The sequence below is a fragment of the Peptococcaceae bacterium genome, assembly GCA_024655825.1.
Taxonomy (GTDB): domain Bacteria; phylum Bacillota; class Peptococcia; order DRI-13; family PHAD01; genus JANLFJ01.
The window spans coordinates 1-25,787 of the sequence record JANLFJ010000037.1 but is presented as its reverse complement, the minus strand read 5'-3'; the positions used below and the strand labels follow the sequence as shown (position 1 = coordinate 25,787).

General features: G+C 54.7%; 22 protein-coding genes. 21 read left to right on the top strand and 1 reads right to left on the bottom strand.

Annotated elements, in window-relative coordinates:
- Positions 1-88: 88 nt before the first annotated feature.
- The 21 genes from NUV48_12655 (at position 89) to NUV48_12555 (ending at position 25,135) form a co-directional block, all read left to right on the top strand.
- Positions 89-1,135, top strand: coding sequence for an NAD-dependent epimerase/dehydratase family protein (locus NUV48_12655; GenBank protein MCR4442990.1), 1,047 nt, complete (start codon positions 89-91; stop codon positions 1,133-1,135).
- Between the two features lie 30 nt (positions 1,136-1,165).
- Positions 1,166-2,263, top strand: coding sequence for a UDP-N-acetylglucosamine 2-epimerase (non-hydrolyzing) (wecB, locus tag NUV48_12650; protein MCR4442989.1), 1,098 nt, complete (start codon positions 1,166-1,168; stop codon positions 2,261-2,263).
- A 22-nt stretch (positions 2,264-2,285) separates the two neighbouring features.
- Complete coding sequence (gene asnB / locus NUV48_12645; protein MCR4442988.1) at positions 2,286-4,262, top strand: asparagine synthase (glutamine-hydrolyzing); 1,977 nt, start codon at positions 2,286-2,288, stop codon at positions 4,260-4,262.
- 38 nt (positions 4,263-4,300) lie between these two features.
- Positions 4,301-5,587 carry a nucleotide sugar dehydrogenase gene (locus NUV48_12640; GenBank protein MCR4442987.1) on the top strand — a complete coding sequence of 429 codons (1,287 nt, stop codon included), beginning with the start codon at positions 4,301-4,303 and terminating at the stop codon, positions 5,585-5,587.
- Between the two features lie 3 nt (positions 5,588-5,590).
- The gene (locus tag NUV48_12635) at positions 5,591-6,619 is read left to right on the top strand and encodes an SDR family oxidoreductase (GenBank protein MCR4442986.1); all 1,029 of its coding nucleotides are present in this window, start codon (positions 5,591-5,593) and stop codon (positions 6,617-6,619) included.
- 86 nt (positions 6,620-6,705) lie between these two features.
- Positions 6,706-7,821 carry a glycosyltransferase family 4 protein gene (locus tag NUV48_12630; GenBank protein ID MCR4442985.1) on the top strand — a complete coding sequence of 372 codons (1,116 nt, stop codon included), beginning with the start codon at positions 6,706-6,708 and terminating at the stop codon, positions 7,819-7,821.
- Positions 7,818-8,411: a sugar transferase gene (locus NUV48_12625; protein MCR4442984.1), complete on the top strand. Its 594-nt coding sequence runs from the start codon at positions 7,818-7,820 to the stop codon at positions 8,409-8,411. Before NUV48_12630 ends, NUV48_12625 begins: the two co-directional genes overlap by 4 nt.
- Entirely contained in the window at positions 8,408-9,037 is a 630-nt protein-coding gene (locus NUV48_12620; GenBank protein ID MCR4442983.1) for an acetyltransferase, read from the top strand. Before NUV48_12625 ends, NUV48_12620 begins: the two co-directional genes overlap by 4 nt.
- Entirely contained in the window at positions 9,027-10,175 is a 1,149-nt protein-coding gene (locus NUV48_12615; protein MCR4442982.1) for an aminotransferase class I/II-fold pyridoxal phosphate-dependent enzyme, read from the top strand. The genes NUV48_12620 and NUV48_12615 overlap by 11 nt, the downstream gene beginning before the upstream one ends.
- A 40-nt stretch (positions 10,176-10,215) precedes the next feature.
- Entirely contained in the window at positions 10,216-12,066 is a 1,851-nt protein-coding gene (locus tag NUV48_12610; GenBank protein ID MCR4442981.1) for a polysaccharide biosynthesis protein, read from the top strand.
- Positions 12,067-12,157: 91 nt separating this feature from the next.
- Entirely contained in the window at positions 12,158-13,261 is a 1,104-nt protein-coding gene (locus NUV48_12605) for a TolC family protein (GenBank protein ID MCR4442980.1), read from the top strand.
- Between the two features lie 180 nt (positions 13,262-13,441).
- Entirely contained in the window at positions 13,442-15,277 is a 1,836-nt protein-coding gene (locus NUV48_12600; protein MCR4442979.1) for an FAD-dependent oxidoreductase, read from the top strand.
- 75 nt (positions 15,278-15,352) lie between these two features.
- Entirely contained in the window at positions 15,353-15,805 is a 453-nt protein-coding gene (locus tag NUV48_12595; GenBank protein ID MCR4442978.1) for a nucleotidyltransferase domain-containing protein, read from the top strand.
- Entirely contained in the window at positions 15,798-16,241 is a 444-nt protein-coding gene (locus NUV48_12590) for a DUF86 domain-containing protein (protein MCR4442977.1), read from the top strand. The genes NUV48_12595 and NUV48_12590 overlap by 8 nt, the downstream gene beginning before the upstream one ends.
- 27 nt (positions 16,242-16,268) lie before the next feature.
- Positions 16,269-18,107 carry an FAD-dependent oxidoreductase gene (locus NUV48_12585; protein MCR4442976.1) on the top strand — a complete coding sequence of 613 codons (1,839 nt, stop codon included), beginning with the start codon at positions 16,269-16,271 and terminating at the stop codon, positions 18,105-18,107.
- Between the two features lie 116 nt (positions 18,108-18,223).
- The gene (locus NUV48_12580) at positions 18,224-20,131 is read left to right on the top strand and encodes a DUF5693 family protein (GenBank protein MCR4442975.1); all 1,908 of its coding nucleotides are present in this window, start codon (positions 18,224-18,226) and stop codon (positions 20,129-20,131) included.
- On the top strand, positions 20,124-21,227 hold the full coding sequence (gene csaB, locus NUV48_12575; protein MCR4442974.1) for a polysaccharide pyruvyl transferase CsaB: 1,104 nt from the start codon (positions 20,124-20,126) through the stop codon (positions 21,225-21,227). Before NUV48_12580 ends, csaB begins: the two co-directional genes overlap by 8 nt.
- Positions 21,228-21,360: 133 nt before the next feature.
- Complete coding sequence (gene murJ, locus NUV48_12570; GenBank protein ID MCR4442973.1) at positions 21,361-22,893, top strand: murein biosynthesis integral membrane protein MurJ; 1,533 nt, start codon at positions 21,361-21,363, stop codon at positions 22,891-22,893.
- A 71-nt stretch (positions 22,894-22,964) separates the two neighbouring features.
- Positions 22,965-23,390, top strand: a complete 426-nt coding sequence (gene fabZ / locus NUV48_12565; protein MCR4442972.1) for a 3-hydroxyacyl-ACP dehydratase FabZ — start codon at positions 22,965-22,967, stop codon at positions 23,388-23,390.
- A gap of 99 nt (positions 23,391-23,489) precedes the next feature.
- Entirely contained in the window at positions 23,490-24,551 is a 1,062-nt protein-coding gene (locus tag NUV48_12560; GenBank protein MCR4442971.1) for an undecaprenyl/decaprenyl-phosphate alpha-N-acetylglucosaminyl 1-phosphate transferase, read from the top strand.
- Between the two features lie 47 nt (positions 24,552-24,598).
- Positions 24,599-25,135, top strand: a complete 537-nt coding sequence (locus NUV48_12555; protein ID MCR4442970.1) for an SH3 domain-containing protein — start codon at positions 24,599-24,601, stop codon at positions 25,133-25,135.
- A gap of 250 nt (positions 25,136-25,385) precedes the next feature.
- On the opposite strand, the gene NUV48_12550 is transcribed toward NUV48_12555, so the two are convergent.
- Positions 25,386-25,787 (bottom strand): transposase (locus NUV48_12550; GenBank protein MCR4442969.1); only part of this gene is annotated, 402 nt, incomplete at its 5' end.

Genomic DNA, 25,787 nt, shown 5'->3' with positions numbered 1-25,787 from the left:
GATCATTAGAGAATATTAACTTGTTTCAAAAAGTGAATTTTTCAGGGGGAACTAAATAGGTTTTGTTAGAATGGAGGTAATATAGACATTGGAGAAGCTGGAAAATAAAAGAATTCTAATTGTAGGTGGGGCCGGTTTTGTTGGAAGTAACTTGGTAAAAGAAATATTGATGTTTTCCCCTAAAGAAATAATAATTATCGATAATCTTCTTTCTGCTGAACGAAGCAATTTACCGGATGATCCATCAATTTCTTTTATCGAGGGTTCTATCTCAAGCGACAGGGTTTTAAATATGTTGGGCGATGACTTGGATTATATCTTCCATCTTGCGACTTATCACGGTAACCAGAACTCTATCTGCAATCCTTTAGCAGACCATGAGAATAATACCCTAACAACTTTGAAGTTATACGAAAGAATTAAGTTTTTTAAAAATCTTAAAAAAGTGGTTTATTCTTCTGCAGGATGTACCGTAGCAGAAAAAACCTTTGATAAAGCTAGTGCTACTAGTGAGGATGCCCCAATTTCATTATACTTAGATAGCCCATACCAGATATCAAAAATAATTGGTGAGTTCTATTCAAATTATTATTTTAAACAATATGGTTTACCGGTCGTTAAGGCTCGTTTTCAAAATGTATATGGCCCAGGAGAAATTTTGGGGGCCGGTGAATGGAGGGGCACCCCTGCCACTATATGGCGTAATGTAATACCTACATTTATTTATCGTGCCTTGAATAATATGCCCCTGACAGTTGAAAACGGAGGTATTGCTACGCGCGATTTTATTTATATACAAGATATTGTTTTAGGATTATTACTCTGTGCTGTCAAAGGGAAGCCAGGCGAAGTGTATAACCTGGCAAGCGGTGTTGAAACTTCTATCATTGAGCTAGCGATGCTAATAAATAAGATTACGGGCAATACCGCGGCGATAGATTTTTTACCCAAACGGGAATGGGACAATTCTGGAAAAAGATTTGGAAGTACGGAAAAAGCTAAAATGGAATTAGGTTTTCAAGCAAAAGTTGAGCTAATTGACGGGATTTGTCGAACAATTGAGTGGACTCGTAAGAATTTAAGTATTATTGAAGAGTGTATTAAAAAACATGACAGGTATATACCAGTCAAATAATTTAACCAAAGGGAAGGATGTCATTTTTTAATGAAAATTGTAACGATTGTCGGCGCAAGACCTCAGTTTATAAAAGCTGCAATTGTTTCAAGAGCAATTCGTTCTGAATCTTCCATAAATGAAATACTGGTACATACTGGCCAGCATTATGATACTAATATGTCAGAAATTTTTTTTGACCAGATGGGTATTCCAGCTCCCTATATTAATCTCGGAATAGGTTCAGGTACGCACGGTAGCCAAACAGGACGCATGTTAGAAAGTATTGAAGAGGTTTTATTTAAAGAAAAACCTGATGCTGTGTTGGTTTATGGTGACACAAATTCGACACTTGCAGGAGTTTTAGCTGCAGCAAAGTTGAATATATCCGGAATTCATGTCGAGGCTGGGTTGCGTTCCTTTAACAAATCCATGCCTGAAGAAATTAATCGTGTTCTAACCGACCATGCTGCTGACATACTATTTGCGCCTACTGAAACTGCTGTAACTAATCTAAAGAAAGAAGGTATTAGTACTGATAAAATCTTCCTTGTTGGTGACGTGATGTATGATTCAGCTATATATTATGGACAAATTGCGGAAAAGGAAAGCAACATTCTTGATTTGTTGAAGCTTAAAATGAATAATTATGTACTAACAACTTTTCATAGGGCAGAGAATACTGATAGAATAGAGCGTTTAAAGGGTATAGTTGAAGGGTTAATACTTATGTCAGAAACTTACAAAATTGTAATTCCTCTTCATCCCAGAACCCGAAATTCCTTACAGAGAACAGGTCTTTATGAGAAGGCGTTGGAACATTTTTTCATATTTGAGCCATTAGGTTATTTGGATATGATTAAACTTGTAAGTAATGCGCTTTTTGTTATTACGGATTCAGGTGGTCTTCAAAAAGAAGCATTTTTCTTTGGAAAACCTTGTATTACTTTAAGGGATGAGACTGAGTGGGTTGAATTGGTTAATCTTGGGTGGAATTATCTTGTATCGCCTACTTGTTTTAAAGATACTTATACAGACATTGTTAGTTTTCTTAACGAGTGTACGAAAAAAGAGAAACCTGTCGATGTTTATGGTGGAGGGAAGGCATCTAAAAGAATTGTAGAAATATTAAACAATAAATTGTTATAAAGAGCTAGTAAGGAGATAGTCAATGTGTGGGATAGCCGGCCTTTTCACTGTTTACAATTCTTTGAAAGACAAAACTTGGTTAAGACATAATATTGGGTTAATGATTGAGGCAATGATTCACCGGGGTCCTGATGATTCCGGGTACTGGCTGGATGCCGACACGGGTGTCGCCCTGGGCCACCGGCGGCTTTCGATCATCGACCTTTCCGAGGCGGGGCGCCAGCCCATGGTGTCAGCGAGCGGCCGCTACGTGATCAGTTATAACGGCGAGATATACAATTTCATGGAACTCCGCCGCGAACTGGAGAAAAAGGGGCATAAATTTCGCGGCCGTTCGGATACCGAAGTCATGCTGGCCGCTTTTGAGGAGTGGGGCCTGGAACGGTCCGTAAAACGCTTTGCCGGGATGTTTGCCTTTGCCCTGTGGGACACGCAAGAAAAAAAGCTCCACCTAGTGAGGGACCGCCTTGGCGAAAAACCCCTCTATTATGGCTGGATGGGCGGCAACTTTCTTTTCGCTTCCGAACTGAAGGCAAGTAGGGCATTCTCCGGTTTTTCCCCGGAGATAGACCGCAACGTCCTGACATTATTCTTGCGCTACTGTTATATTCCTGCGCCTTATTCGATATACGAGGGAATACGGAAATTGACTCCGGGCTGCATACTCACCATTTCGCCGCGGCAAATAGGGGAGTACCCGGACCCCGTTCCTTACTGGTCAGCTGTGGAAGCAGCGGCCAGGGGAACGCGGGAAAGTTTTCCGGGCTCGGAAGAAGAAGCCCTTTCCGAGTTGGAAGACCTCCTCAAGAATGCTGTGCTTGGACAGATGGTATCGGATGTCCCGTTGGGCGCCTTTCTTTCCGGGGGCATTGATTCATCGACGGTAGTCGCCCTGATGCAGTCCCAGAGCGAAAAACCGGTCAAAACCTTCAGCATCGGTTTTTACGAGGAGGCATACGATGAGGCGCGATACGCCAGGGAAGTCGCCGAACACCTGGGGACGGAACATACTGAATTATACGTGACGCCCGAAGAAGCCATGCGGGTTGTCCCTCTTTTGCCCACCCTGTACGACGAACCGTTTGCCGATTCTTCGCAGATACCTACTTTCCTGGTAGCCGGCCTCACAAGGCGGAAGGTCACCGTCAGCCTGTCTGGAGACGGGGGCGACGAACTGTTCGGCGGCTATAACCGCTATTTTTGGGCGAAAGGAATCTGGGACAGGACAGGCGGTATCCCGCAGGGTCTGAGAGCGCTGGCGGCTTCGGCCCTGAAACTCGTGCCGCCTGTAGCCTGGGACCTGGCCTTTAAGACTCTCGAGCCCGTTCTGCCGGTAGCATTCAAACAGCGGCTGCCGGGAGACAAGATCCACAAGCTGGCGGAAATGCTTTCCGCCCGCAGTTCCATGGAGGTATACCGGGAACTGGTTTCAACCTGGAAAAATCCTTCCGCCGTAGTGCCTGGGGCTAACGAGCCGGCAACGAAACTTACGGGCAACGCCGCCGAGGGGCAGGATGACTTTGCATGCCGGATGATGCTTCTGGACTTGTTGACCTATCTTCCTGACGACATTCTGGTCAAGGTGGACAGGGCCTGCATGGGAGTAAGCCTGGAATCAAGGGTCCCGTTTCTCGATCACCGGGTGGTGGAATTCGCCTGGAAACTGCCGCTTGATATGAAGATCCGGGGCGGCAAGGGTAAGTGGATCCTGCGGCGGCTTCTTTATAAATACCTGCCGGAGGAATTGGTTGAACGCCCGAAGATGGGCTTCGGCATACCGATTGACAGGTGGCTGAGGGGACCGCTTAGAGAATGGGCCGAGTCCCTGCTGAACGGGGAGCGGCTTCGCCGGGAAGGTTTTTTTGATGCCAGCCTGGTGAGGAAGAAGTGGCAGGAGCACCTTTCCGGCAGGCGCAACTGGCAGTACTGCCTGTGGAATGTGCTGATGTTTGAGTCGTGGTATGACCGGTGGATGCTGAACAAAGGGATCAACGGGTAATGTAATGCCAAGTCAAGTAAAGTCTGGAGATGGAATGAATGAACAGAAAGATAGCGGTTATAGGGCTGGGATACGTAGGGTTGCCTGTGGCGCTCGCCTTTGCCCGGAAGTTTCCCGGGGTGGTCGGCTTTGACATAAACGAAAACAAGGTTGCTGAACTGCAAAAAGGAATAGACCGGACGGGGGAAGTCAGCGGCCGGGAACTCAGTTCCACGTCGCTGAAGGCAACTTGCGATCCGGAAGAACTCAAGGAAGCGGACTTCTTTATCGTCGCCGTCCCGACACCCATCGACAAGGCCCGCCGCCCCGATTTGACGGCGCTGATCAGGGCTTCGGAGACCGTGGGCCGCGTTATGCGGGAAGGATCAATCGTCGTCTACGAGTCGACGGTCTATCCCGGCGTTACCGAAGAGATTTGCGGGCCTGTTTTGGCCAGGGTATCGGGGCTGAAGCAGGGAAAAGATTTCAAGCTCGGCTACTCGCCGGAAAGAATAAACCCCGGGGACAGGCTTCACCGCCTGGAGACGATAGTCAAGGTGGTCTCCGGCGAGGACCGGGAGACCCTCGAGACGGTTGCCGGGGTGTACGGCGAGGTGGTCAAGGCCGGGGTTTACCGCGCTTCTTCCATCAAAGTGGCGGAAGCCGCCAAGGTGATTGAGAACACGCAGCGCGATTTGAATATCGCTCTGATGAACGAACTGGCCGTTATTTTCGAAAAAATGGGCATCAGGACGAGCGAGGTGCTGGAAGCGGCCGGCACCAAGTGGAATTTTCTCCCGTTTAGGCCGGGGCTGGTAGGGGGGCACTGCATCGGGGTGGACCCGTATTATTTGACCTTCAAGGCGGAAGAGCTCGGCTACCACCCCCAGGTAATCCTGGCCGGGAGGCGGATTAACGACGGGATGGGAAAATACGTGGCCGAGCAGGCGGTAAAAAGGCTGTCCAGGGCGGGGAAGCATCTTTCTGAGTCGAGGGTTGGGATTCTGGGATTGACTTTCAAGGAGGACGTGCCGGATTTGCGCAACAGCCGGGTCCCGGACATCGTGGCGGAATTAGGCGAGTACGGGATGCAGGCAATGGTCCACGATCCTCTTTCCGACCCCCAAGAGGCACTGGAGGAGTACGGGATACAGCTCGTTGACTGGGAGGATTTGAAAGACCTGGATGCCGTGATCCTGGCGGTCGCCCACAAGGAATACCGGCAGCTGGAACCACGCCAGTTAACGGCCAAATTGAAAAAAGGCTCTCCAGGGGTTATAATCGATGTAAAGTCGGTCTTCAAAGAGGGCGATTTTCCTGAACACGTCAGTTACTGGAGCCTGTGAACCATGAACGGTTATGAACTCGTCAAGCGGCAGCTTTTATTAAAACCGCAATCCTGGCTGGTCACCGGCGGGGCCGGGTTTATCGGCTCAAACCTTGTCCGGCGGCTGCTGGAACTGGACCAAAAAGTGGTGGCCCTGGACAATCTGCTCACCGGTTCCTTGAAGAACATCGAAGAGGTCCTGAGGTTACTGCCCCCGCAGAAGGCGCGAAACTTCAGTTTTGTGCAGGGAGACATCCGGGACATGGAGACCTGCCGGCAACACTGCCAGGGCGTGGACGTAGTCCTCCACCAGGCGGCCCTGGGTTCAGTCCCCCGTTCCATATCGGACCCCGTAACGACCAACCAACACAATGTCGACGGCTTTTTGAACATGCTGGTCGCGGCGCGTGACGCCGGGGTGCGGCGCTTTGTTTACGCTTCGTCAAGTTCCGTTTACGGCGACTGCCGTACCCTTCCCCAGGTTGAAGAAGAAATCGGCGCTCCGCTGTCTCCCTATGCCGCCACCAAGTATATAAACGAGCTTTACGCCGGCCTTTTCAGCGGCCTTTACCGTCTGGAAACCGTTGGCTTGAGGTATTTCAACGTCTTCGGGGAAAGGCAGGACCCCGAAAGCGAGTATGCCGCCGTTATCCCGAAGTGGTTTGCCGCGCTGCTGCGGGGTGAACCCGTCTATATATACGGGGACGGCGAGACAAGCCGCGATTTTTGTTACATCGAAAACGTGGTCCAGGCCAACCTGCTGGCAGCCTGCGCGCAGGACCGGGAAGTCCTGGGGAAGGTCTACAACATCGCCTGTTCCCGCAGCACCACCCTGAAAGAGCTTTTTTATATGATCCGCGGCCTGGTGGCGGAGAAAAAACCTGCCGCGGCGAAAGTGGAGCCGGTCTACGAAGACTTTCGCCCGGGGGACATCCGCCATTCCCTCGCGGATACGGCCAAGGCAGCCCGCCTTTTGGGATACCGGCCGACTCACTTCGTGGCGGAAGGACTCCGGGAAGCGGCGGGCTGGTATATCAGAAACTTGCGTTAGAGCCGCGGGAACAAGGGAAAATATACCGTGCCATGCCGGGTATACAAAGGACCGCAAGAATAATAAAATAAAGGGTGATGCCTCAGTTGGCCAGGGTTGTGGTAATCGGGCCTTACGCCAGGTCCCTTCTCGGTTTTCGCGGGGACCTGATGAAGGATATGATTAAAAACGGCCATAATGTCATTGCTATGGCGCCGGAGACTGGTTATGAAAGAGAGCTTGAGTCCGCCGGCATCGGGTTTTTTCCCCTCCCGCTAAAGCGGGCAGGGCTTAACCCCATCGAGGACTTGCGCCTGCTCTTCCACCTGCGCCGGCTGTTCGTGAGGCTTAGACCCGATGCCGTCTTTGTCTATGCCGTGAAACCAGTGATTTACGGTTCAATAGCGGCGCGCTTGGCCGGGACGGGCGGGATTTACGCCATGATCACGGGACTGGGTTATGCTTTTACCGGCGAAAGCCTGTTCCAGCGTCTGCTCCGGAACCTGATGAAACCTTTGTACGCGCTTGCCTTGAAAAATTGCCAAAAGGTCTTTTTCCAGAACCCCGACGACCTGGAGGTATTTCTTAAACTCAAGATGGTTGACGAAAACAAGGCGGTCCTGGTGAACGGTTCCGGCGTGAACCTCCAGGATTTCGAATACGCTGCCCCCGTTACTTCCCCTTTTTCCTTCCTGCTCATCGCCAGGCTGATCCGGGACAAGGGGATCATGGAATTTGCGGAGGCCGCCCGCCTGCTGAAAAAAAAGCACCCCGGAGTCCTGTTCCGGCTGCTGGGGCCGCACGATCCCAATCCAACCGCGATAAGCGCGGCGGAAATAAAAGCCTGGACGAGGGAAGGGATAATTGAATACCTCGGCGAAACCGGCGACGTGCGCCCCTATATAGCCCAGGCCAGCGTGTACGTCCTTCCTTCTTACCGCGAGGGGACCCCCCGTTCCGTGCTGGAGGCTATGGCCATGGGGCGGCCGGTAATCACCACCGACGCGCCCGGCTGCAGGGAAACGGTACGGGAGGGCGTGAACGGGTTTCTTGTCCCGGTCAAGGATGCGGCGGCGCTCGCTGGGGCTATGGAGCGATTCATCCTGGAACCCGGCCTGGTGGAGAGGATGGGACTGGAAAGCCGCAAGATCGCCGAAGAGAAATACGACGTGCGCAAGGTCAACCGGATCATGCTGGAGGCGATGGGCCTGGAGGGTTTATGAAAAGGCTGTTCGACCTGACGTTAGGAGTCATACTGTTCATAATATTGCTGCCGCTGATGCTGGCCGTGGCGGCGGCGGTAAGGATAAGGCTCGGGTCCCCCGTGCTGTTTAGGCAGTTGCGGCCGGGGCTGCACGGCCGGCCCTTTTACCTGTACAAGTTCCGCACCATGACCGAGGAGAGGGATGAAAAGGGAGAGCTGCTGCCTGACGGGTGCCGCCTCACTTCTTTCGGCAAAGCGCTGCGGCGCTGGAGCCTGGACGAGCTGCCGCAGCTGGTAAACGTCATCAAGGGCGACCTCAGCCTGGTCGGTCCCCGGCCCCTGCTCATGGAGTACCTGCCCCTTTATACCCCGGAGCAGGCCAGGCGTCACGAAGTCAGGCCGGGCATTACGGGATGGGCCCAGGTCAACGGGAGAAACGACATCAGCTGGGAAGAGAAGTTCGCCCTGGATGTCTGGTACGTGGATAACCGTTCTTTTTGGCTGGACATGAAGATCCTGTGGCTGACGGTTTTAAAAACGCTGAAAAGGGAAGGGATCAACCAGCGGGGCCAGGCTACCATGGAGAAATTCAGGGGAGTGGGTTCATGAGCGGGCTGTTGATAATCGGCGCCGGCGGCCACGGCAGGGTTGTGGCCGATGCGGCTGAAGAGGCTGGCCGGTGGGACAAAATCGCCTTTCTCGACGACTGGGCGGCCGGCACGGCGTTCAAGTGGCCGGTGCTGGCCAAAACCAGCGAGGCCGCGCTTTTCCTGGACGAGTACGAAGATGTTGCGGTGGCCCTGGGCGACAACAGGCTGAGGGTTGAAAAACTCAATTACTGTGAAGGGCTGGGGTTCAACCTGCCTGCTGTCGTCCACCCGGCGGCGGCCGTCAGCAAAAGAGCCGAAATCGGCGCGGGCAGCGTCGTACTGGCCCAGGCGGCCGTGAACGCGGGAGCGGTCCTGGGCAGGGGCTGCATCGTCAATACCGGCGCGACCGTAGACCATGACTGCCTGTTGGAAGAGGGGGTGCACCTGTCGCCCGGAGTTCATCTGGGCGGCGAAGTCAAGGTCGGCCGTTTCAGCTGGCTGGGCGTGGGAGCGTCAGTGATAAACCGGGTCACGATCGGCCGCTGCGTTACGGTGGGAGCGGGAACGGTCGTGATAAGCGACGTAGAAGACAATGTCACCGTGGTGGGCGTCCCGGGGAGGGTGATAAAGAAAAATGGAAAATAAACGGATATATCTTTCCCCGCCGCACATGAGCGGGCTGGAGGAAAAATACGTCGCCGAGGCTTTCCGGACGAACTGGGTAGCGCCGCTTGGACCGCACGTGGACGCCTTTGAGCGGGAGCTTGCCGGCTACGTCGGGGCGAAGGGAGCGGTCGCCCTTTCTTCAGGCACCGCCGCCATTCACCTGGCCCTGCGTTGCCTTGGGGTCGGCCCGGGGGACAGGGTGTTTTGCTCCTCCCTGACCTTTGCGGCCAGCGTCAATCCCGTCCTGTATTTGGGCGGCGAGCCCGTCTTCATCGACTCGGAACCCCAAAGCTGGAACATGTCGCCACAGGCCCTCAAAAGGGCGTTTGACAGGGCCGCCGGGACGGGCAGGCTGCCCAGGGCGGTCATCGTGGTGCATTTATACGGCCAGTGCGCGGACATGGACCCGATCATGGAAATATGCAATCATTACCGCGTCCCCGTCATTGAGGACGCCGCGGAATCGCTGGGCGCCACCTACCTGGGCAGGGAGAGCGGCACCATCGGCAAGTTCGGCGTTTATTCCTTTAACGGCAATAAGGTTATCACCACCTCCGGGGGCGGGGCCCTGGTTTCCGACGACCCGGAGGCGCTGCACAAGGCCCGTTTCTGGGCGACGCAGGCCCGGGATCCGGCCAGGCACTACCAGCACAGCGAGCTGGGTTACAACTACCGCCTGAGCAATGTCCTGGCGGGGATAGGGAGGGCCCAGCTGAGGGTCCTGGAAGAGCGGATCGAGGCCAGGAGGGCTGTCTTCCGTCGCTATTACGAGGCCTTGTCCGGGATTGAAGGGATCGAATTCATGCCGGAGGCGCCGTTCGGCAGGAGCAACCGCTGGCTAACGGTCATGACCGTGGAGCAAAAAAAGTGCGGTGCCAGCGCCCTTGAACTGATGGACGCCCTCGCGGAGAGGAACATCGAGTCCCGGCCGGTCTGGAAGCCCATGCACCTGCAGCCGCTGTACGAAAAATACGAGTATTACCCCCACGAGGAAGGAAAAAGCGTTTCCGACGGGCTGTTTGAAAAAGGGATATGCCTGCCCTCGGGTTCAAACCTTGGCCCCGAGGAACAGCAGGCCGTGATCGGCGTAATAAAAAAACGGCTGGGCCGCAAGTAAAAATAACGCGCCGGAAAAGAGAAACGGGTGTGAAACAAAAATGATGCAGCTGCCTTTCAACAAAAACAAATACAATTTGCTGCTGGTCGACGTGATCTTCGGGGCGGCCGCTTTTTACCTGGCCTTCTATTTCCGTTTCGACGGCCGTATACCAGCCCTGTTTTTCGCTTCGTTTCAAAAGCTGTTCATCGTTTACGCCCTGCTGAAGGTGTTGAGTTTTTATTTCTTGGGCGTCTACAAGCGGGCCTGGAAGTACGCCGGGGCCGGTGACCTGTTGCTGGTCGTCTACGCCCTGGTGGTTACCATACTTGGGCTGGTCACGGCCGGCTATTATTCCAGGGTGGTGGTGCCCAGGAGCGTGTTTTTCATTACCTGGATGATCGACCTCATGCTGTCCGGCGGTATCCGGGCGGTGCCGAAGTTGGTAAAAGAAAAAGGCTTCATCCTTCACAGCCTGCGGAACGTCAAGCGGCTGCTGGTGATCGGCGCCGGGGACGCAGGCGTCCTAGTCGTGAAGGAATTGTTCAGGCAGGAGGACCCTCGCCTTTTGCCGGTGGGGTTCATCGATGACGACCCAAACAAGCAGCACTTGAGAATAATGGGACTGCCGGTGCTGGGCACGAGGGATGAGCTGGAACAGGTGGTCAAAGACAACAATATCCACGAAGTGTTGATCGCCATGCCTTCGGCCCCCGGGCAGGTCATCAGGGAGATTGTCGAGAAGTGCCGGGAAACAGATGTTCCGGTCAGAACGCTGCCCAGGATGTACGACATTATCAACGGGCAGGTTTCGGTTGAGCTGATAAGGGAAGTGAAGCTGGAGGACCTTTTGGGGAGAGAGCCCGTCAAATTGGACCTTGACGGCATAGAGAACTTTCTCAAAGGCAAAACGGTCCTCGTTACCGGCGCCGGCGGCTCCATAGGCTCTGAGCTGAGCCGCCAGATCTGCCGCTATGGCCCCGGCCGGTTGATCCTGCTGGGGCATGACGAAAACCCGGTTTTTGAAATTGAACTGGAGCTGGGCGATAAATGCCCGGGTATAAAAACGGTCGCGGTGATAGCCGATATAAAGGACGACCGGAGGATAAACCAGGTTTTTGGCGATTTCAGGCCGCAGGTAGTATTTCATGCGGCCGCCCACAAGCATGTCCCCCTGATGGAGCATAACCCCGGTGAGGCATATAAAAACAATGTCCTGGGCACAAAGAATGTGGCGGAAGCCGCCGACAGATGCGGGACGGATAATTTTATCCTGATTTCCACGGACAAGGCGGTCAACCCGAGCAGCGTCATGGGTGCAACAAAAAGGATTGCGGAAATGGTTATCCAGGGTCTGAACGAAACCAGTTCCACTAATTTTGCGGCGGTGCGCTTCGGCAATGTTTTGGGGAGCAGGGGAAGCGTGATCCCGATTTTCCAGGAACAGATCAGGCGCGGAGGGCCTGTGACCATTACCCACCCGGAGATGTGCCGCTATTTCATGACCATCCCCGAAGCGGTGGAGCTGGTGCTCCAGGCCGCCAGCATGGCCCAAGGAGGAGAGATTTTTATCCTTGACATGGGAGAGCCCGTCAAAATAGTGGATATGGCTAAAGAGCTGATCCGGCTCTCCGGGTTCGAACCGGAAAAGGATATTGAAATAAAATATGTCGGGACCCGCCCCGGCGAGAAGCTGTTTGAAGAAATCCTGACCGACGAAGAGGGCGTTACCGCGACGAAAATCCAGAGGATTTTCATCGCCAGGGAAAACTCAATAAATAAAAAAGAATTGGATGATTTATTGGCCAGCTTGTCGCCACAGTCAATTCCAAACAACCGGGAAGACATTTTTGCGCTTTTAGCCTCTTTAGAAAACAATAAAAACGATTGTAACCGGATAACAGCTTTGTAATGCGCTGTTTTTGTTGACAGAGGAACGGCGAATGCTTAGAATTAGTATTGCAACGTACTGACTAGCGGGTCGGAAATGGAGGTAGTTCTGGATGAAAAAGAAAACCGCTTTTTTGGCGCTGTTTGTTTTTGTTGCAATGCTGCTTTTAAGTTATTCACTGGGGGCGGTTACTATTGATGAAACCTCAGTTTTGACCTTGAGCAAAGCAAAAGAACTGGCACTGTTATATAGCCCGGAGGTTAAAAAACAGGAGGTGGCTGTTAACTTAGCCGATATCAGCAGAAGAGATGCTGAAATAGCTTATGAACAGGCTAAGGCGGCATATATAAACAACTCCATGAAGACTTCCGTGGAAAATGCCAGGAAGGCTTATGACTCTGCGAAATATGCGCTTGATGATAGTAAAGTTACCCTTGAAAATCTCAAACTGAAAACCGAGTATGACGTAGAAAAACTTTATCTGGACATATTAAATATGGACAATTCGATTGAAACCATGAAAAAGAATTACGAAATGCAGGGCCAGCTGGTAGAAATCGAGAAACTTAAAGTACAGCTGGGTTTAAGCACAAATTACAGTCTTAACGAAAAAATACAGCAGGCCAAGGATATAAAAAGGCAGCTGGATACATTGTATAACAGCAGGGAGAAACTTGCCTGGCAAATGAACAGGATGATAGGCCGTGAACCCGGGGCGCTTCTTGAATTGGCCCCTGTGACCTTTAGCCCGGTTGAAATCGGCACACAAAATGAGGCCAATGATGCGGCCATGCAGACATCGCTTACCATTAAACAGTATAACCGGACGCTTGAAGATAAAAGTACAGAGTTGGAAGATAAAAAAACCACTCAATCCGATAAGGCAGAAAAACTGGAGTTTGAAATTAAAAGTACCAAATTACAAAAAAGCGATGCAGAATATAATATTAATGTAGCCCTGGAAAACGCATATGAACAAATGGCGCTGAAACAAAGCCAGCTGGCGGATTATAGGACAGCCTATGAAGTAGAAAAGGAAAATTACCAGCACCAGAAATTAAAATACGAACTTGGTTTGATTGGCAAGGTTACACTTGACAGCAGCGAAATTTCCTTCGACCAAAAAAGAACCAACTTTGAAAAAGCTGTGTATGATTATTATCTCTCCGTACGCCAAATTGACCTGGCAGAAAAAGGAATAATTGTTTCCGGGTAAATTATGGTATATTCCATAAATTATTTTCATTCATTTGACAATGTTATCGAACACAATAGTTATCTAACCTAGTCAAGAGTATTAATGACAAGCGGTGAATTTACATCATTAGCCGCTTGTTTGTTATTGGTTTTTCTGAGAAAATTTGATCAGTTTTTTATAATGATTGGGGTGGGCATTTTGAGCCTGCGGAATCTGCTTATATGGATATTTATACTCACAACAACCTTATTGTTCGGATGCAGCATTGGGAGCGTTCCGGAAAAACCAGCTGATAATTCGGATAGTTACGACCTCATCGTCGTCGGCGGGGAGCCGGAAGGCATCGCCGCGGCGGTTTCGGCCGCCCGCAACGGCCTGAAGACGCTCCTGATCGAGGATGCCCCCGCGCTGGGCGGGCTGTTTACCCAGGGGCAGCTGAACTTCCTGGATATGAACTACGGGCCGGACAAGGAGCTGCTCACCCGCGGGATATTCGAGGAGTTTTACAGGGATATGGGCAACGCCTTCGATATAGCGGAGGCCGAACAGTATTTTCTGCGGCTGGTGGAAAGGGAACAAAACATCGCTTTAAAACTGCGGACCTCTTTTCGCGGCCCGCTCATGGACGGGAACAGGATAACCGGAGTGATGGTTGATGAAAACGGTGTACTGAAAAGCTATTACGGGGAAAGGGTGATTGACGCCACGGCCGACGCCGATGTGGCCGCGGCGGCGGGAGCGCCCTTCACCGTAGGCGCGGAGGATTACGGCCTGAAAGGCAGAATGATGGCCTGCACCCTGGTGTTCAGGCTCAAGAACGTCAACTGGCCGATGGTCTTCCTGTACACCAACGCCAGCAGGCTGCTGAACAGGCTGAACCCCTCCTGGGGGGACCCGGCCGCCGGGGCGACGCTGAAGGTGGCCTGGGGCTACGGCCGCAAGGCCCTGGAATACGAGCCGCAGGACAAGATGATCGGTTTTCGCGGTCCCAATCTGGCCCGCCAGAAGGACGGGACGGTCCTGGTCAACGCCCTGCTGGTGTTCGGGGTGGACGGCCTGGACCCGGTCGCAAAGGCCCGCGGGATCGAACGGGCGCAAAAAGAATTGCCGCATATCGTGGCTTTCATGCGCGAAAGGTTCCCGGGTTTTTCCAGGGCCGAGCTGGTGGGCACGGCCGGGCGGCTTTATGTGAGGGAAACCAGGCACATCATGGGCGAATACCGTCTTACGGTCACCGATGTACTGGAGAACAGGGACCACTGGGACCGGATCGCCCACGGCAGCTACCCCGTCGACATCCAGCCGGCTGGCCCCGGGGACCTGGGCAACGTCATAGGAAAGCCGGACATCTACAGCATCCCGTTTAGGTCCATTGTGCCCCTGAAGGTGGATAACCTGCTGGTGGTCGGCCGGAGCGCCTCGTACGATTCCCTGGCTGCCGGCAGCGCCCGCGTCGTTCCCGTGGGGATGGCCGTGGGCGAAGCGGCCGGCGTGGCTGCCGCCTGCTCCATCGAGAGGAGCATTGGTTTCCGGGAGATGAGCCGCACCAAAGAGGCTGTGCGGGAGGTTCAGGAACGGTTGAAAAAACAGGGGGCGTACCTCGTCGAGTACAGGCCGCCGCGTCCCGCCGTAATGGATCACTGGGCCTACCCCGGCGTCAAGGCGATGCGGGAGCTTGGGCTGGCTGCCGGCGGTTACGGCAACGATTACCGGCTGGAAGAGCCTATCCACTGCTGGGATGCGGAATACATGCTGGGCCGGGTCCTGGAACGAGCCGGGCAGTTGAACCCGCTCGCGTCAATAAAAAAGGTGGAGTTCCCGGAAAACCTTAACCGCCGTCTCTTGCTGGCTGGCCTGGGAGAGGCGCTGGCCGGGGAAAAGGTCTCCTTTGAGGAAGCGGTCAAGGTATTGACGGACAAGGGGGTCCTGACGGGGGACATGAAAAAGCGGATGAACGAACTGGATAAACCGGCTACTTTCGGCGAGCTGTACGTCCTGCTGGCCGGGGTGTTAGAGGCGGCGGCCAGAGGCTGATCGGCTTGTCCGGCCAACCATTATATGGTATTATGTCTGGTAGACGCAGAAGGCAAGCGGGGTGGGCCGGGTCCCATGATTGTAGAAAAAAAGATCGATTTCAGCGGGTTTGAGGAAAAATTAAACACATTTAAAAACAAGCTGCAAGAATTTGCTCCTCCCCTTGTGGCCGCTTACCTGTTTGGTTCATGCGCAACGGGCGATATCAAGCCATTGAGCGACATCGACATTGCGCTGCTGTTTGATAAAAACGGGCATGCTCAGCGGATGGAGGCCCAGATACTTATTGAGGCCATGAACACAATGGGTACTGAAGAAATAGACCTTTTGGTATTAAATGGCGCTCCGCTGCGCATAAAATACGGTGTGCTGAGAAACAGAAGACTTATCTTCTGCTCCGACAAATATAAACGAGCCGACTTCGAAACGGCGGTTATCATGGAATACCTCGATTTTGCCCGCCTTCGCCGGGAGTTTGACAGAGAAAAAATCAAAAAGATGGGAATCAGGAGGGGTAATTGTGGATGAAAGGCTGGCGGAACACCTGAGGTTGCTTGGCAAGTACCTGGATTACCTAGATGGATTTGCTCTTAAACCGATGGATGAGTTCCTTAAAGATATTACCTTGCGCGGTGCGGCTGAACGTTATTTGCAGCTGGCCATCGAAAGCTGCTTAAATATTGGCAACAGGGTGCTTTCTTTGACTTATAATGACGCGGACTTGGGTGCACCTGAAAATTACGCAGACATTTTTATAAAACTGGGCAAACTGGGAATTTTTACGCAGGAATTCGTTTTGAATCTTGTCAACATGGCCAGGTTCCGCAACAAGCTCGTACATGCCTACTGGGAGATCGAACCGGAAAGGATTTACGATATTTTGCAGAATAATGTAAAGGACATCCATGAATTTAAACAAAGGATCATCGGCTTTTTAAATGCAAATGAAATTGAAAAAGGCTGAATTACTGGACAGAAGGGGCGGGAGTTGTTGAGGTTGACGAAACGGCAAAAAGCTTTGGCGGTGACTGCTGTACTGGCGCTGGCCGCGGTTGCGGGCGCCGGTTATTTATGGATACAAGGAAAGGGCCGGCCTGCCCCCGCCCCGGTCATCGACGGCCAGCCGGGTTACGATGTAATCGTGGTGGGCGGGGAGCCGGAGGGCGTCGCCGCCGCCCTTTCCGCCGCTAGGAACGGCCTGCGGACGCTGCTTTTGGAGGACGACGGGGCCCTTGGCGGCTTGATGACCCTGGGAGGGTTGAACTTCCTCGACATGAACTACGGCCCGCAAGGCGAGCTGTTGACCCGCGGCATTTTCGAAGAACTATACAAAGAACTCGGCAACGCCTTTGACCTCGAAGAGGCCAAGGTCTGGTTCCTGCGCAAGGTGCAACGCGAGCGGAACATAACCCTCAAGCTCAACACGCGGGTTACGTGGCCGGTGGTCAGGGACGGCGCGATAATGGGGGTCCGCGTGCTGGAGAGCGGCAACCCTGCCGAATACCTGGCCCTGCGGGTGATCGACGCCACGGCCGATGCGGACGTGGCCGCGATGGCCGGCGTTCCCTACACGATCGGCGGCGAAGACTACGGCGAAAAAGGGCTGCTGATGGGCGTCACCCTGGTATTCGAAGTATCGGGGGTTGATTGGGACCGGGTGGTTAAGTACCTGAAACACGAAGACAACGACCCGCATTCCGGGGCTGGCAAGACAAACGCCTGGGGCTTCGGGAAGGAAGCCATGGAGTACAAGCCCCGGGACCAGATGATGCGCCTGCGGGGTCCCAACTTGGCCCGGCAGAAGAACGGCAACGTCCTGGTCAACGCCCTCCTCATTTTCGGGGTGGACGGGCTGGACCCGGCCTCCAGGGCGCAGGGCATCGAGCGCGGGAAAAAGGAGATACCATATATCATCGACTACATGCGGGCCAGGTTTCCCGGTTTTGAAAAGGCCGTGTTCGCAGGAACGGCGGAGCAGCTTTACGTGAGAGAGACCAGGCACATCGTGGGCGAGTACCGCCTCACCATCACCGATGTCCTGGAGAACAGGGACCACTGGGACAGGATCGGCCACGGGAGCTACCCGGTGGATGTCCAGCCCACCGGCCCCGCCAGTTTCGGCAACGTGATCGGGGTACCCGACATATACAGCATTCCCTTCCGCTGCCTGGTGCCTTTAAAAATAGACAACCTGCTGGTGGTCGGCCGGAGTGCCTCGTATGACTCCCTGGCGCACGGCAGCGCCCGCGTCATCCCGGTGGGCATGGTGGCGGGCGAAGCGGCCGGGGTGGCCAGCGCTTATTCCGTCCGGGAAGGGATCACCTTCCGCGAGATGACCAGGTCCCGCCAGGCGGTGGAATGGGTGCAGAAACAGCTGAAAAGGCAGGGCGCCCACCTGGTGGAGTACACGCCGCCGAGACCCGCCGTGATGGACCACTGGGCATATCCCGGCGTGAGGGTCATGCGGGAGCTGGGACTCATCGAGGGCGGGTACACCAATGACTACCGCCTGGAGCGCGAGGCCGGCAAGTGGAGCATCCAGAACAAATTGAACAAGGTGATACGGGTTGCCCACAAGCGAAACCCGCAGGTGGAGCTGCGCCAGGTGACGGCGCCGGAAAAGGTTACGGAAAAAGACATGCTCATCCTGGCAGCGGAGGGGCTGACCGGGGAAAAACTGTCCTTTGAACAGGCGGCGGCGCTGTTGAGGGAGAAAGGCATCCTCACCGGGGAGATTGAAAAACACATTGAAGACTTCGACCGGGTTCCCCGGTTCGCCGAGATGCTGGCGCTGTTCGCCAGGGAGTATGAGTTTTTGCTTAAACAGTAAAAATGCCGGCAGTATTATTAAGGCATCAGCGCCGGTATTTCAGCTTGTTCCGGCAAATGCCGGCTGGTAAAATGAGAAGGTAAAAGCAATGAGCGCCCGGCGAGGAGGCGGGAACCGTGAACAAATACATTCGAAATGCCGCTGTTGTAATGATAACCGCTGCTTTGCTTGCTTCTTTGTACCTGGACTATTACCGTTTTAAGGCGGAAGAGAACTATAAGGCGGTGGAGGTCCTGGTCGATTACCATGAGCTTTCGGCGCTGGCAAAAGCCGCGGGTCTCCCGCTGGGAGAACTGGCGGCGCGCTTCAAGGAGGCGGGGGCCACCGGCGTTGTCGTCAGGGAAGCGACCCTGCTGGAACTGGAGGAAAGCGGCGACCTTGTCCTGGCGAAGGGCGGCGAGGTTGACGTTTTCCGGCAGCTGGGCAAGGACTTCCTGGAAGAATTGCCGGTGGAAAAAAACAAGACGTATGTCTTTACCGGCAACCGCCCGGTTTACGATGCCGTCCTGGAAAACCTGAAAGCGGCGGGCAAGGAGGTTAAGACGGCCCAGTGCGGCGGGCTTCTGGCCGTTTCCGCCGTGCTTAACCAGAAGGAAATCGAAAAAATGGGGGTCGGCTTTCCCCAAAAGGACGTCGGGGCAATCAGCGGCAGCGGGCTTGCGGTTGTGCCCCGGTTGAGGGAGTATGCCAGGTCATCTGGGGAAGCCCTCGAACTGACGGTGGGCGCCTTGAAAAAAATACCGGGTCTGGCCATGGTCACCTTCAACGACCAGGTCATCCCGTGGTCGAACAACATCCCCCTGCTGGCGGAAAGGCTGGAGGAACTGGGCACACCGGTGGGCACATTCGAGTTCTATTCCCAGGCCGGCCTCAACCAGCTGGTCCGGACAATGGGCAAGAACGTTGTCCGCATTCACACCATCAGTGAAACCGACATGGCGCGCTACAATGAGCGCCAGGCCGTGGAAAGATTCAGGCTTGCCGTTGCCGAAAGGAACATCCGCGCCCTTTACGTGCGCTTGTTCGGGCTGGACCAGCCTTTGCCGGCTGTTGATAGGAACTTGAACTACCTTGCCCTGATCAAAAAAGCGGTCGAGGCTGAAGGCTGCCGGGTGGGCCAGGTTGTTAACCTGCCGGGCATTCCTTACTCGCGGGCGGTGGTCTTTTTGGTCGGTTTTGGCGTTATCGGCGGCGGCGTACTGGCCGCCGGGCTTCTTGTTCCCGGAGTGTGGGCTGCTTTGCTTGGCCTGCTGGGTCTGGCCGGATGGGCCGCCTTCCTGGCTCTTGACCCTCTCCTGGCCCGCAAGTCCTTTGCCCTGCTGGCCGCGGTAATCTATCCCCTCCTGGGGGTTGTCCTGGTCACGCGAAAGGAAGGACGCGGCCTCCCCGGGGCCGTTTTTGCCCTGCTCAAAATGTCGGCGGTCAGCTTTACCGGGGCCGTGTTGTTGACAGGGCTCCTGGCGGACAAATCATTTATGCTGGCCCTTGACCTTTTCAGCGGGGTCAAGCTGGCCCATATCCTGCCCTTGGTCCTCGTGCCCGCATATTTTCTCATTACAGAGAAACGGCCGGCAAAGAGGATAGCGGAGATCATGAATTATCCCGTCCTGAACAAGCACGTGCTGGCCGGGCTTGTCCTGGCCGCGGCGCTTGTCGTATACATCATCAGGACGGGGAACGAGGCTCCCCAGCTGGTCAGCGGCTGGGAGCTCAAAATGCGGGACCTGCTTGATGCTTTTCTGGGAGTGCGGCCGCGCACCAAGGAATTCCTGCTGGGCCATCCCGCCATGCTGGCGCTGCTTTATTACGGCTGCGACCTGAGAAAGATCGTGCTGCTTATCTTTGGCCTGATCGGGCAGGTTTCCCTGGTCAACACTTACGCCCATATCCACACGCCGCTGGCGGTTTCCCTGGTCCGGACACTTCACGGGCTGTGGCTGGGCATCGCAATCGGGGCCGCCGTAATCGCCTGCCTGGAATATGCCCGGCGGCGGCTGGCGAAAGGGGCGGCGCGCGGTGAGTAAAGTCGTCCTCTCCGGGTATTACGGCTTCGGCAACACCGGCGATGAGCTTGTTCTTCATTCCATCGTCCGGGTCTTGCGGGAGCTTGAACCCGGGGTCGAGATCGTCGTCTTGTCCCACCGGCCGGAAACGACGGCGAGGCAGCACGGCCTTGAGGCTGTCAGCCGCTGGAGTGTGCCGGGCATAATCAGGGCGCTTTCGTCCGGCGAAATGCTCGTCAGCGGAGGGGGGTCCCTTCTGCAGGACGTTACCAGCGCCGCCAGCCCGCTTTACTACCTGTCCGTCATTTTACTGGCCAAGCTGCTGGGTAAAAAGACCTTCATTTATGCCCAGGGGATTGGCCCGCTGCGCAGGCCGGCGAACAGGAGGCTGGCCGCCTGGCTCCTGGGCCGGGTCGACGTGCTGGCGGTGAGGGACGAGGCGTCCGCAAGAGAACTCGAAGAAATGGGCGTCGGCAGGGAAATAATTGTCACCGCCGACCCTGTGCTGGGCATAAAGCCGGGCGATGTGGAGCTTGAAACCGGCCGGGAGATACTGAAGCGAAAGGGCATTGACCCTGAAGATGATCATGAAAGGCTTCTGGGGGTGTTCATCCGGCCCTGGGAGGACAACCGGCACCTCGGCGAGCTGGCCAGGGCGTGCGACATGCTGGCCGGCGAAGGCTGGCGAATTGTTTTCGTCCCCATGCATTTTCCCCACGACATCATCGCTGCCCGCCAGGCTCTTGAGCTGATGAGCAGCGGGGCGGGGGCCGTGTGCCTGGAAGAAACGCATTCACCGCCGGAGGTCCTGTCGGTGACGAAAAACCTTGACTTGGTCATGGGGATGAGGCTGCACGCCCTGATTAACGGGGCTGTGCTGGGGTTGCCCATTGTGGGGCTGTCCTACGACCCGAAGGTCGACCGGTTTCTGGAACAGGTGGGGCGGCAGCCGCTGGTCAGCGTCCGCAAGCTCCGCGCGGAAACACTGGTCGAGGCGGTCGACCGGGCATACCGCGGCCGCGGCGACCTGGCCGGCGAAAGGGAGAAAAGGCTGGAAGAATTGTGCCGGAAGGCCTGGGAAACAGCCCGCCTTGCCGTGGAACTGCTGCGCAGCTAGAACCTTTCGTTTTATAAATACCGAAGATAAGTGTGAAGTATTATACTGCAATGGCCAGGTTTGAGAGGGACTTTCCGCTGCGCTGGAAAAAGAAGGCGGAGGACGGAAGACTTGGCGGCTAAGGAGGCAACCTGTGAGTACCGTAGCGCATGCGACCGTTGTCATCATGCTTATGAACCTGTTGAGCAAGGTCCTGGGATTTGTCCGGGAAACAGTGATCGCCAGGGAATACGGCGCCACCAGCCTGACGGACGCCTATAACGCCGCCTACACCATTCCCTATTTCCTGCAGATGGTCCTGGGCATGGCCCTGGTCACGTCGATCGTGCCTGTCCTTACCCGCCATTTCATGAAAGGCGAGGACGCGGAGGCCTGGCGGGTAAGCAGCATCACCCTGAACTGGACCGTGCTGGCGATGGCTGTGCTGTCCCTTGGCGGTATGGGCGGGGCCAGGGCCGTCGTCGACCTGATCACCCCGGGTTTCAGCGAGGCGACGGCGGGGCTTGCCGCTTCGCTTACGGTGATCATGTTCCCTTCAGTTGTTTTTATGAGCGTGGGGATGCTTTTCACGGGGATGCTCAACGCCAGGAAGCGCTTTGCCGCGGCTGCTTTTGCCCCCGGCTTTTCCAACCTGGTCATCATTGCTGCGGTTTTGCTGGTCGGGCGCTACGGGGTGCAGTACCTGGCCTGGGGGACCCTGGCCGGGATGGCGGGGGCCATGCTGATCCAGGTGCCTGTTTTGCGCCGGGCAGGTTTTCGCTACACCTGGAACTGGGATACCGGGAACCAGGAGGTCAGGGGGATCTGTTTGAACCTGCTTCCCATTTTTTTGGGCACGGCGGTCAACCAGGTCTATTTGGCCATCAACCGCTATTTCGCTTCGGGGCTGAGCGAAGGCAGCATTTCCGCCTTAAATTACGCGGGAAAACTGATGAACCTCCCGCTGGGCATATTTGTCCTGGCCGTTTCTTCCGCCATTTTCCCCACCCTGTCCGAGCAGGCCGTCAGGGAGGACAGGGAGTCTCTTGGCCTGACCCTGAACAGGGGCCTGAAAATGGTCCTGCTGGTGACCATGCCGGCGGCGGCCGGCCTGATGGCCCTTGATACCCCCATTGTCAGGCTGCTCTTTGAGCGGGGAGCCTTCGATTCCCTGGCCACGAGAATGACGGCCGGCGCGCTCTTTTACTTTTCCGCCGGCATGTTCGCCATGGCCGTAAACATGGTGCTGACCAGGGCGTACTATGCCCTGGGCGATGTCCGCACCCCTCTTTATACCGGCTTGCTTTCCATCCTGGTCAACATCATCGCCAGCATTTTGTTGATCCGTCCCCTGGGCCACAGCGGCCTGGCCCTGGCCAACACCGTTGCCGCCGTATTCAGCGCGGTTTCCATGTACCTGCTGCTGAAGCTGCACCTTTCCAGGCTGCATGCCGGGGACCTATTGGCAACGGGCGTGAAATCGCTGGCTGCTTCCCTGCTTACGGGAGCGGCGGCTTTGGGGACATATCGTTATCTTGCGGAAGCCGTATTTATCCGGCAGGAGGGGAAAACGCTCGCCCTGGCCATCATGGCGGGTGTTGCCGCGTATGCTGCCAGCATCCTGGCCTTGCGGGAAAAAGAAGCCCTTGGCCTGGTGCGCAAGTTTTTTTCCAGGGCCGGCTTCTGACGCTTCAAATGTAAAAAAATGCCGGGAGGTTTTTCCCCGGCGATGTCGAATTTTGTTTAAGGAGGGGGAGAATGCTCAACACTGAACAGATCCGGGAGATCTTGCCCCACCGCTATCCGTTTTTGCTGGTGGACAGGATTATCGAGCTGGAGGAACCCGGCAGGATAGTCGGCCTCAAAAATGTGACCGCCAACGAGTCCTTTTTCCAGGGGCACTTCCCGGAAAAGCCCGTGATGCCCGGGGTTTTAATCGTCGAAGCCCTGGCCCAGACAGGGGCCGTACTGGTCCTGAAAAAACCGGAAAACCGGGGAAAGATCGCCTATTTTGCCGGGATCGACAACTGCCGGTTCAAAAGGCAGGTCGTGCCGGGAGACCAGCTGCGGCTGGAAGTGGAAGTGGTCAGGTTGAAAGGGCGGGTCGGCAAATGCAAGGCCAGGGCCCTGGTGGAAGGAGAACTGGCCTGCGAGGGGGAACTCATGTTTTTCCTGGAAAAGTAAAATGATCCCAGCAATTGGATAGACAGATGCTGTGGTTAGTGATATAATTACATTTTGTAACGACTTCGTATGACAAGGTTTAATAAGGAGGCCACACGGGTGATAGCGACAGCCTGTTCCCTGGCGGCGGCGTTTTTGCTTACCCTGCTGGGAACACCTTTGATAAGAAGAATTGCCTTGAACGTCCGGGCCATTGACCGGCCGGGCGAAAGAAAAATCCATAAAAACGAGATGCCCCGCCTCGGCGGCCTGGCCATCTGCCTGGCTTTTTGGGCCGTGGTCCTGACGACGCGGGAAATGTCAAAAGAGATGTACGGCATCCTGGGCGGCGGGTTCCTGATTTGCCTGGTGGGTATTTGGGACGACCTGCGCGGTGTTTCTCCCCGCATAAAGCTTTTGGTTCAGGTAACGGCGGCGCTGTTCGCCATTTCCATGGGAGTGCGGGTTGATTTCATGACCCATCCCCTGGGCGGGGTCATCATCCTGCAGTACCTGAGCTACCCGGTCACCATCTTGTGGATTGTCGGCATCACCAATGCCGTAAACCTGATCGACGGGCTGGACGGCCTGGCGGCGGGCGTTTCCGCTATTGCCGCCGTAACCCTGGGAACCGTTTCCGTCCTGGAGGGTTTTGGCGAGGTCGGCATCCTGGCCTTTATCCTGGCGGCCAGCGTGCTGGGCTTTCTCAGGCATAACTTTTATCCCGCCAGGATATTCATGGGCGACACGGGGTCTTTGTTCCTGGGGTTTAACCTCGCCGCCATAGCCATACTGGGTTTAACCAAAAGCGCCACCGTCATCTCCCTGTTTTTGCCGGTAATAATCCTGGGGATTCCCATTATCGACACGCTTTTTGCCATATTACGCCGTTTCCACAATGGGAAGCCCATTTTCAGCCCGGACAAGGAACACCTTCATCACCGCCTGATGGCGTTGGGCCTCACCCACCGGCGGACGGTGGTCGCCATCTACGGCGTCAGCCTCTTGCTCAGCCTGTCGGCAGTCCTGATGGCTGTGCTGACCACGGCCCAGGGCATGCTGCTCCTGGTCCTAACCACTCTAGGCGTATTTATAGGCATTGACAGGTTGGGTATTTTGAAAAAGGAAGGCCTGGAAAAAAGCGAAAAGGACGAAAAAGCTGCCCGGCATCTTGCCAAATAGAACGGCGCAGCGGCAAACAAAAAGCCTGACTGGAGGAGGAATGGCCTTTGAAGCTTCGCACCATGCTGATCGGGGGAGCTATTATCTCCATTGCTGCCGGGTTCGCCATCGGGAAGACCGTGACGGCGGATTCGCCCCTGCCCGGGTCGAGCGCGGACCCTGTGGTATCCAAAAGCTACGTCGACAAGGCCCTGCAAGAGCGCGTGGCCGGGCTCGAAAAGACGGTGGCCGAACTCACTGTCCAGGCCCAGGCCCTCCAAAGCACGATCAATGAACTGCAGGCCAAGATCAATAAGAGTTCGGGTAAGACGACCCCTTCGACTCCGGGGACGACGACTCCCTCGGAGACTACTGCTCCGGGCGGCGGCGGAGGATCTTCCCATGTGGGCAAAACCGCGTATATCAAGCCGGCAAACAATTATGTCAATTTGCGGAGCGCTCCGGATATCAATTCAAGTGTGCTCAAGAAGGTCCTGAAAGACGAGCCGATGTACATTTTTGAGGAAAAGGACAAGTGGTATCACGTGGAACTGAAAGACAAGACAACCGGCTGGGTGGCCAGCTGGGTGGTGGACGTAAAATAAACCGGCGCAGGAAAAGCCGGTTTTTTCAGTATACTTGAGGAACTAAAGGTTAATTGATAAAGCATATTATTCTTGATAGAATTAAAACTAGACCAGCTAATTGTTGTCAAGTAAATTTGTGAAAAAAGTTAAAGTTTTTTTCACGAATCAGTCAGAGAAAAATGGCACAACAATTAAACCACCCGAAGCAAGTTGACATAAGTAGGCTGGTCAAATGATCCTTGAAAACTGAACATCGAGCATATATGTATTAAGCCGCCAAGTTCTTTTCTAGGAGCATTTTTGCATGTTCTTCAGGGTATCTCAAAACAAATGGTTTTCTGTCCCTCAGAACAGCAAAGATAATGGCAACCAGCTTGTGCATTACAGCACCAAGGGCTACCTTTTTGGGCTTGTTGGCACACTTTTTACGGTAGTACTCATATAGGACCGGATTATGCTCCTTGCCGTTACGTTTTTTGCGGACATTAGCAAGAGCCGTTGTGAAAAGAACTCTTCGGAGCAGTCTGGAACCGCGTTTGGACATTTTGTTTTTGGTGCCCTCAAACTCACCCGATTGCTTAACAGAAGGGTCAATACCAAAATATGCAGCAAGCTTATCTGGTTTAGAGAAAGCGGAGAAATCTCCTATTTCTGCGACCATTGTGGCAGC

Coding starts and splice junctions, on each gene's coding strand:
- wecB (MCR4442989.1), top strand. CDS start 1,166: ATGAAAATTGTAACGATTGTCGGCGCAAGACCTCAGTTTATAAAAGCT.
- asnB (MCR4442988.1), top strand. CDS start 2,286: ATGTGTGGGATAGCCGGCCTTTTCACTGTTTACAATTCTTTGAAAGAC.
- NUV48_12640 (MCR4442987.1), top strand. CDS start 4,301: ATGAACAGAAAGATAGCGGTTATAGGGCTGGGATACGTAGGGTTGCCT.
- NUV48_12635 (MCR4442986.1), top strand. CDS start 5,591: ATGAACGGTTATGAACTCGTCAAGCGGCAGCTTTTATTAAAACCGCAA.
- NUV48_12625 (MCR4442984.1), top strand. CDS start 7,818: ATGAAAAGGCTGTTCGACCTGACGTTAGGAGTCATACTGTTCATAATA.
- NUV48_12620 (MCR4442983.1), top strand. CDS start 8,408: ATGAGCGGGCTGTTGATAATCGGCGCCGGCGGCCACGGCAGGGTTGTG.
- NUV48_12615 (MCR4442982.1), top strand. CDS start 9,027: ATGGAAAATAAACGGATATATCTTTCCCCGCCGCACATGAGCGGGCTG.
- NUV48_12610 (MCR4442981.1), top strand. CDS start 10,216: ATGATGCAGCTGCCTTTCAACAAAAACAAATACAATTTGCTGCTGGTC.
- NUV48_12605 (MCR4442980.1), top strand. CDS start 12,158: ATGAAAAAGAAAACCGCTTTTTTGGCGCTGTTTGTTTTTGTTGCAATG.
- NUV48_12595 (MCR4442978.1), top strand. CDS start 15,353: ATGATTGTAGAAAAAAAGATCGATTTCAGCGGGTTTGAGGAAAAATTA.
- fabZ (MCR4442972.1), top strand. CDS start 22,965: ATGCTCAACACTGAACAGATCCGGGAGATCTTGCCCCACCGCTATCCG.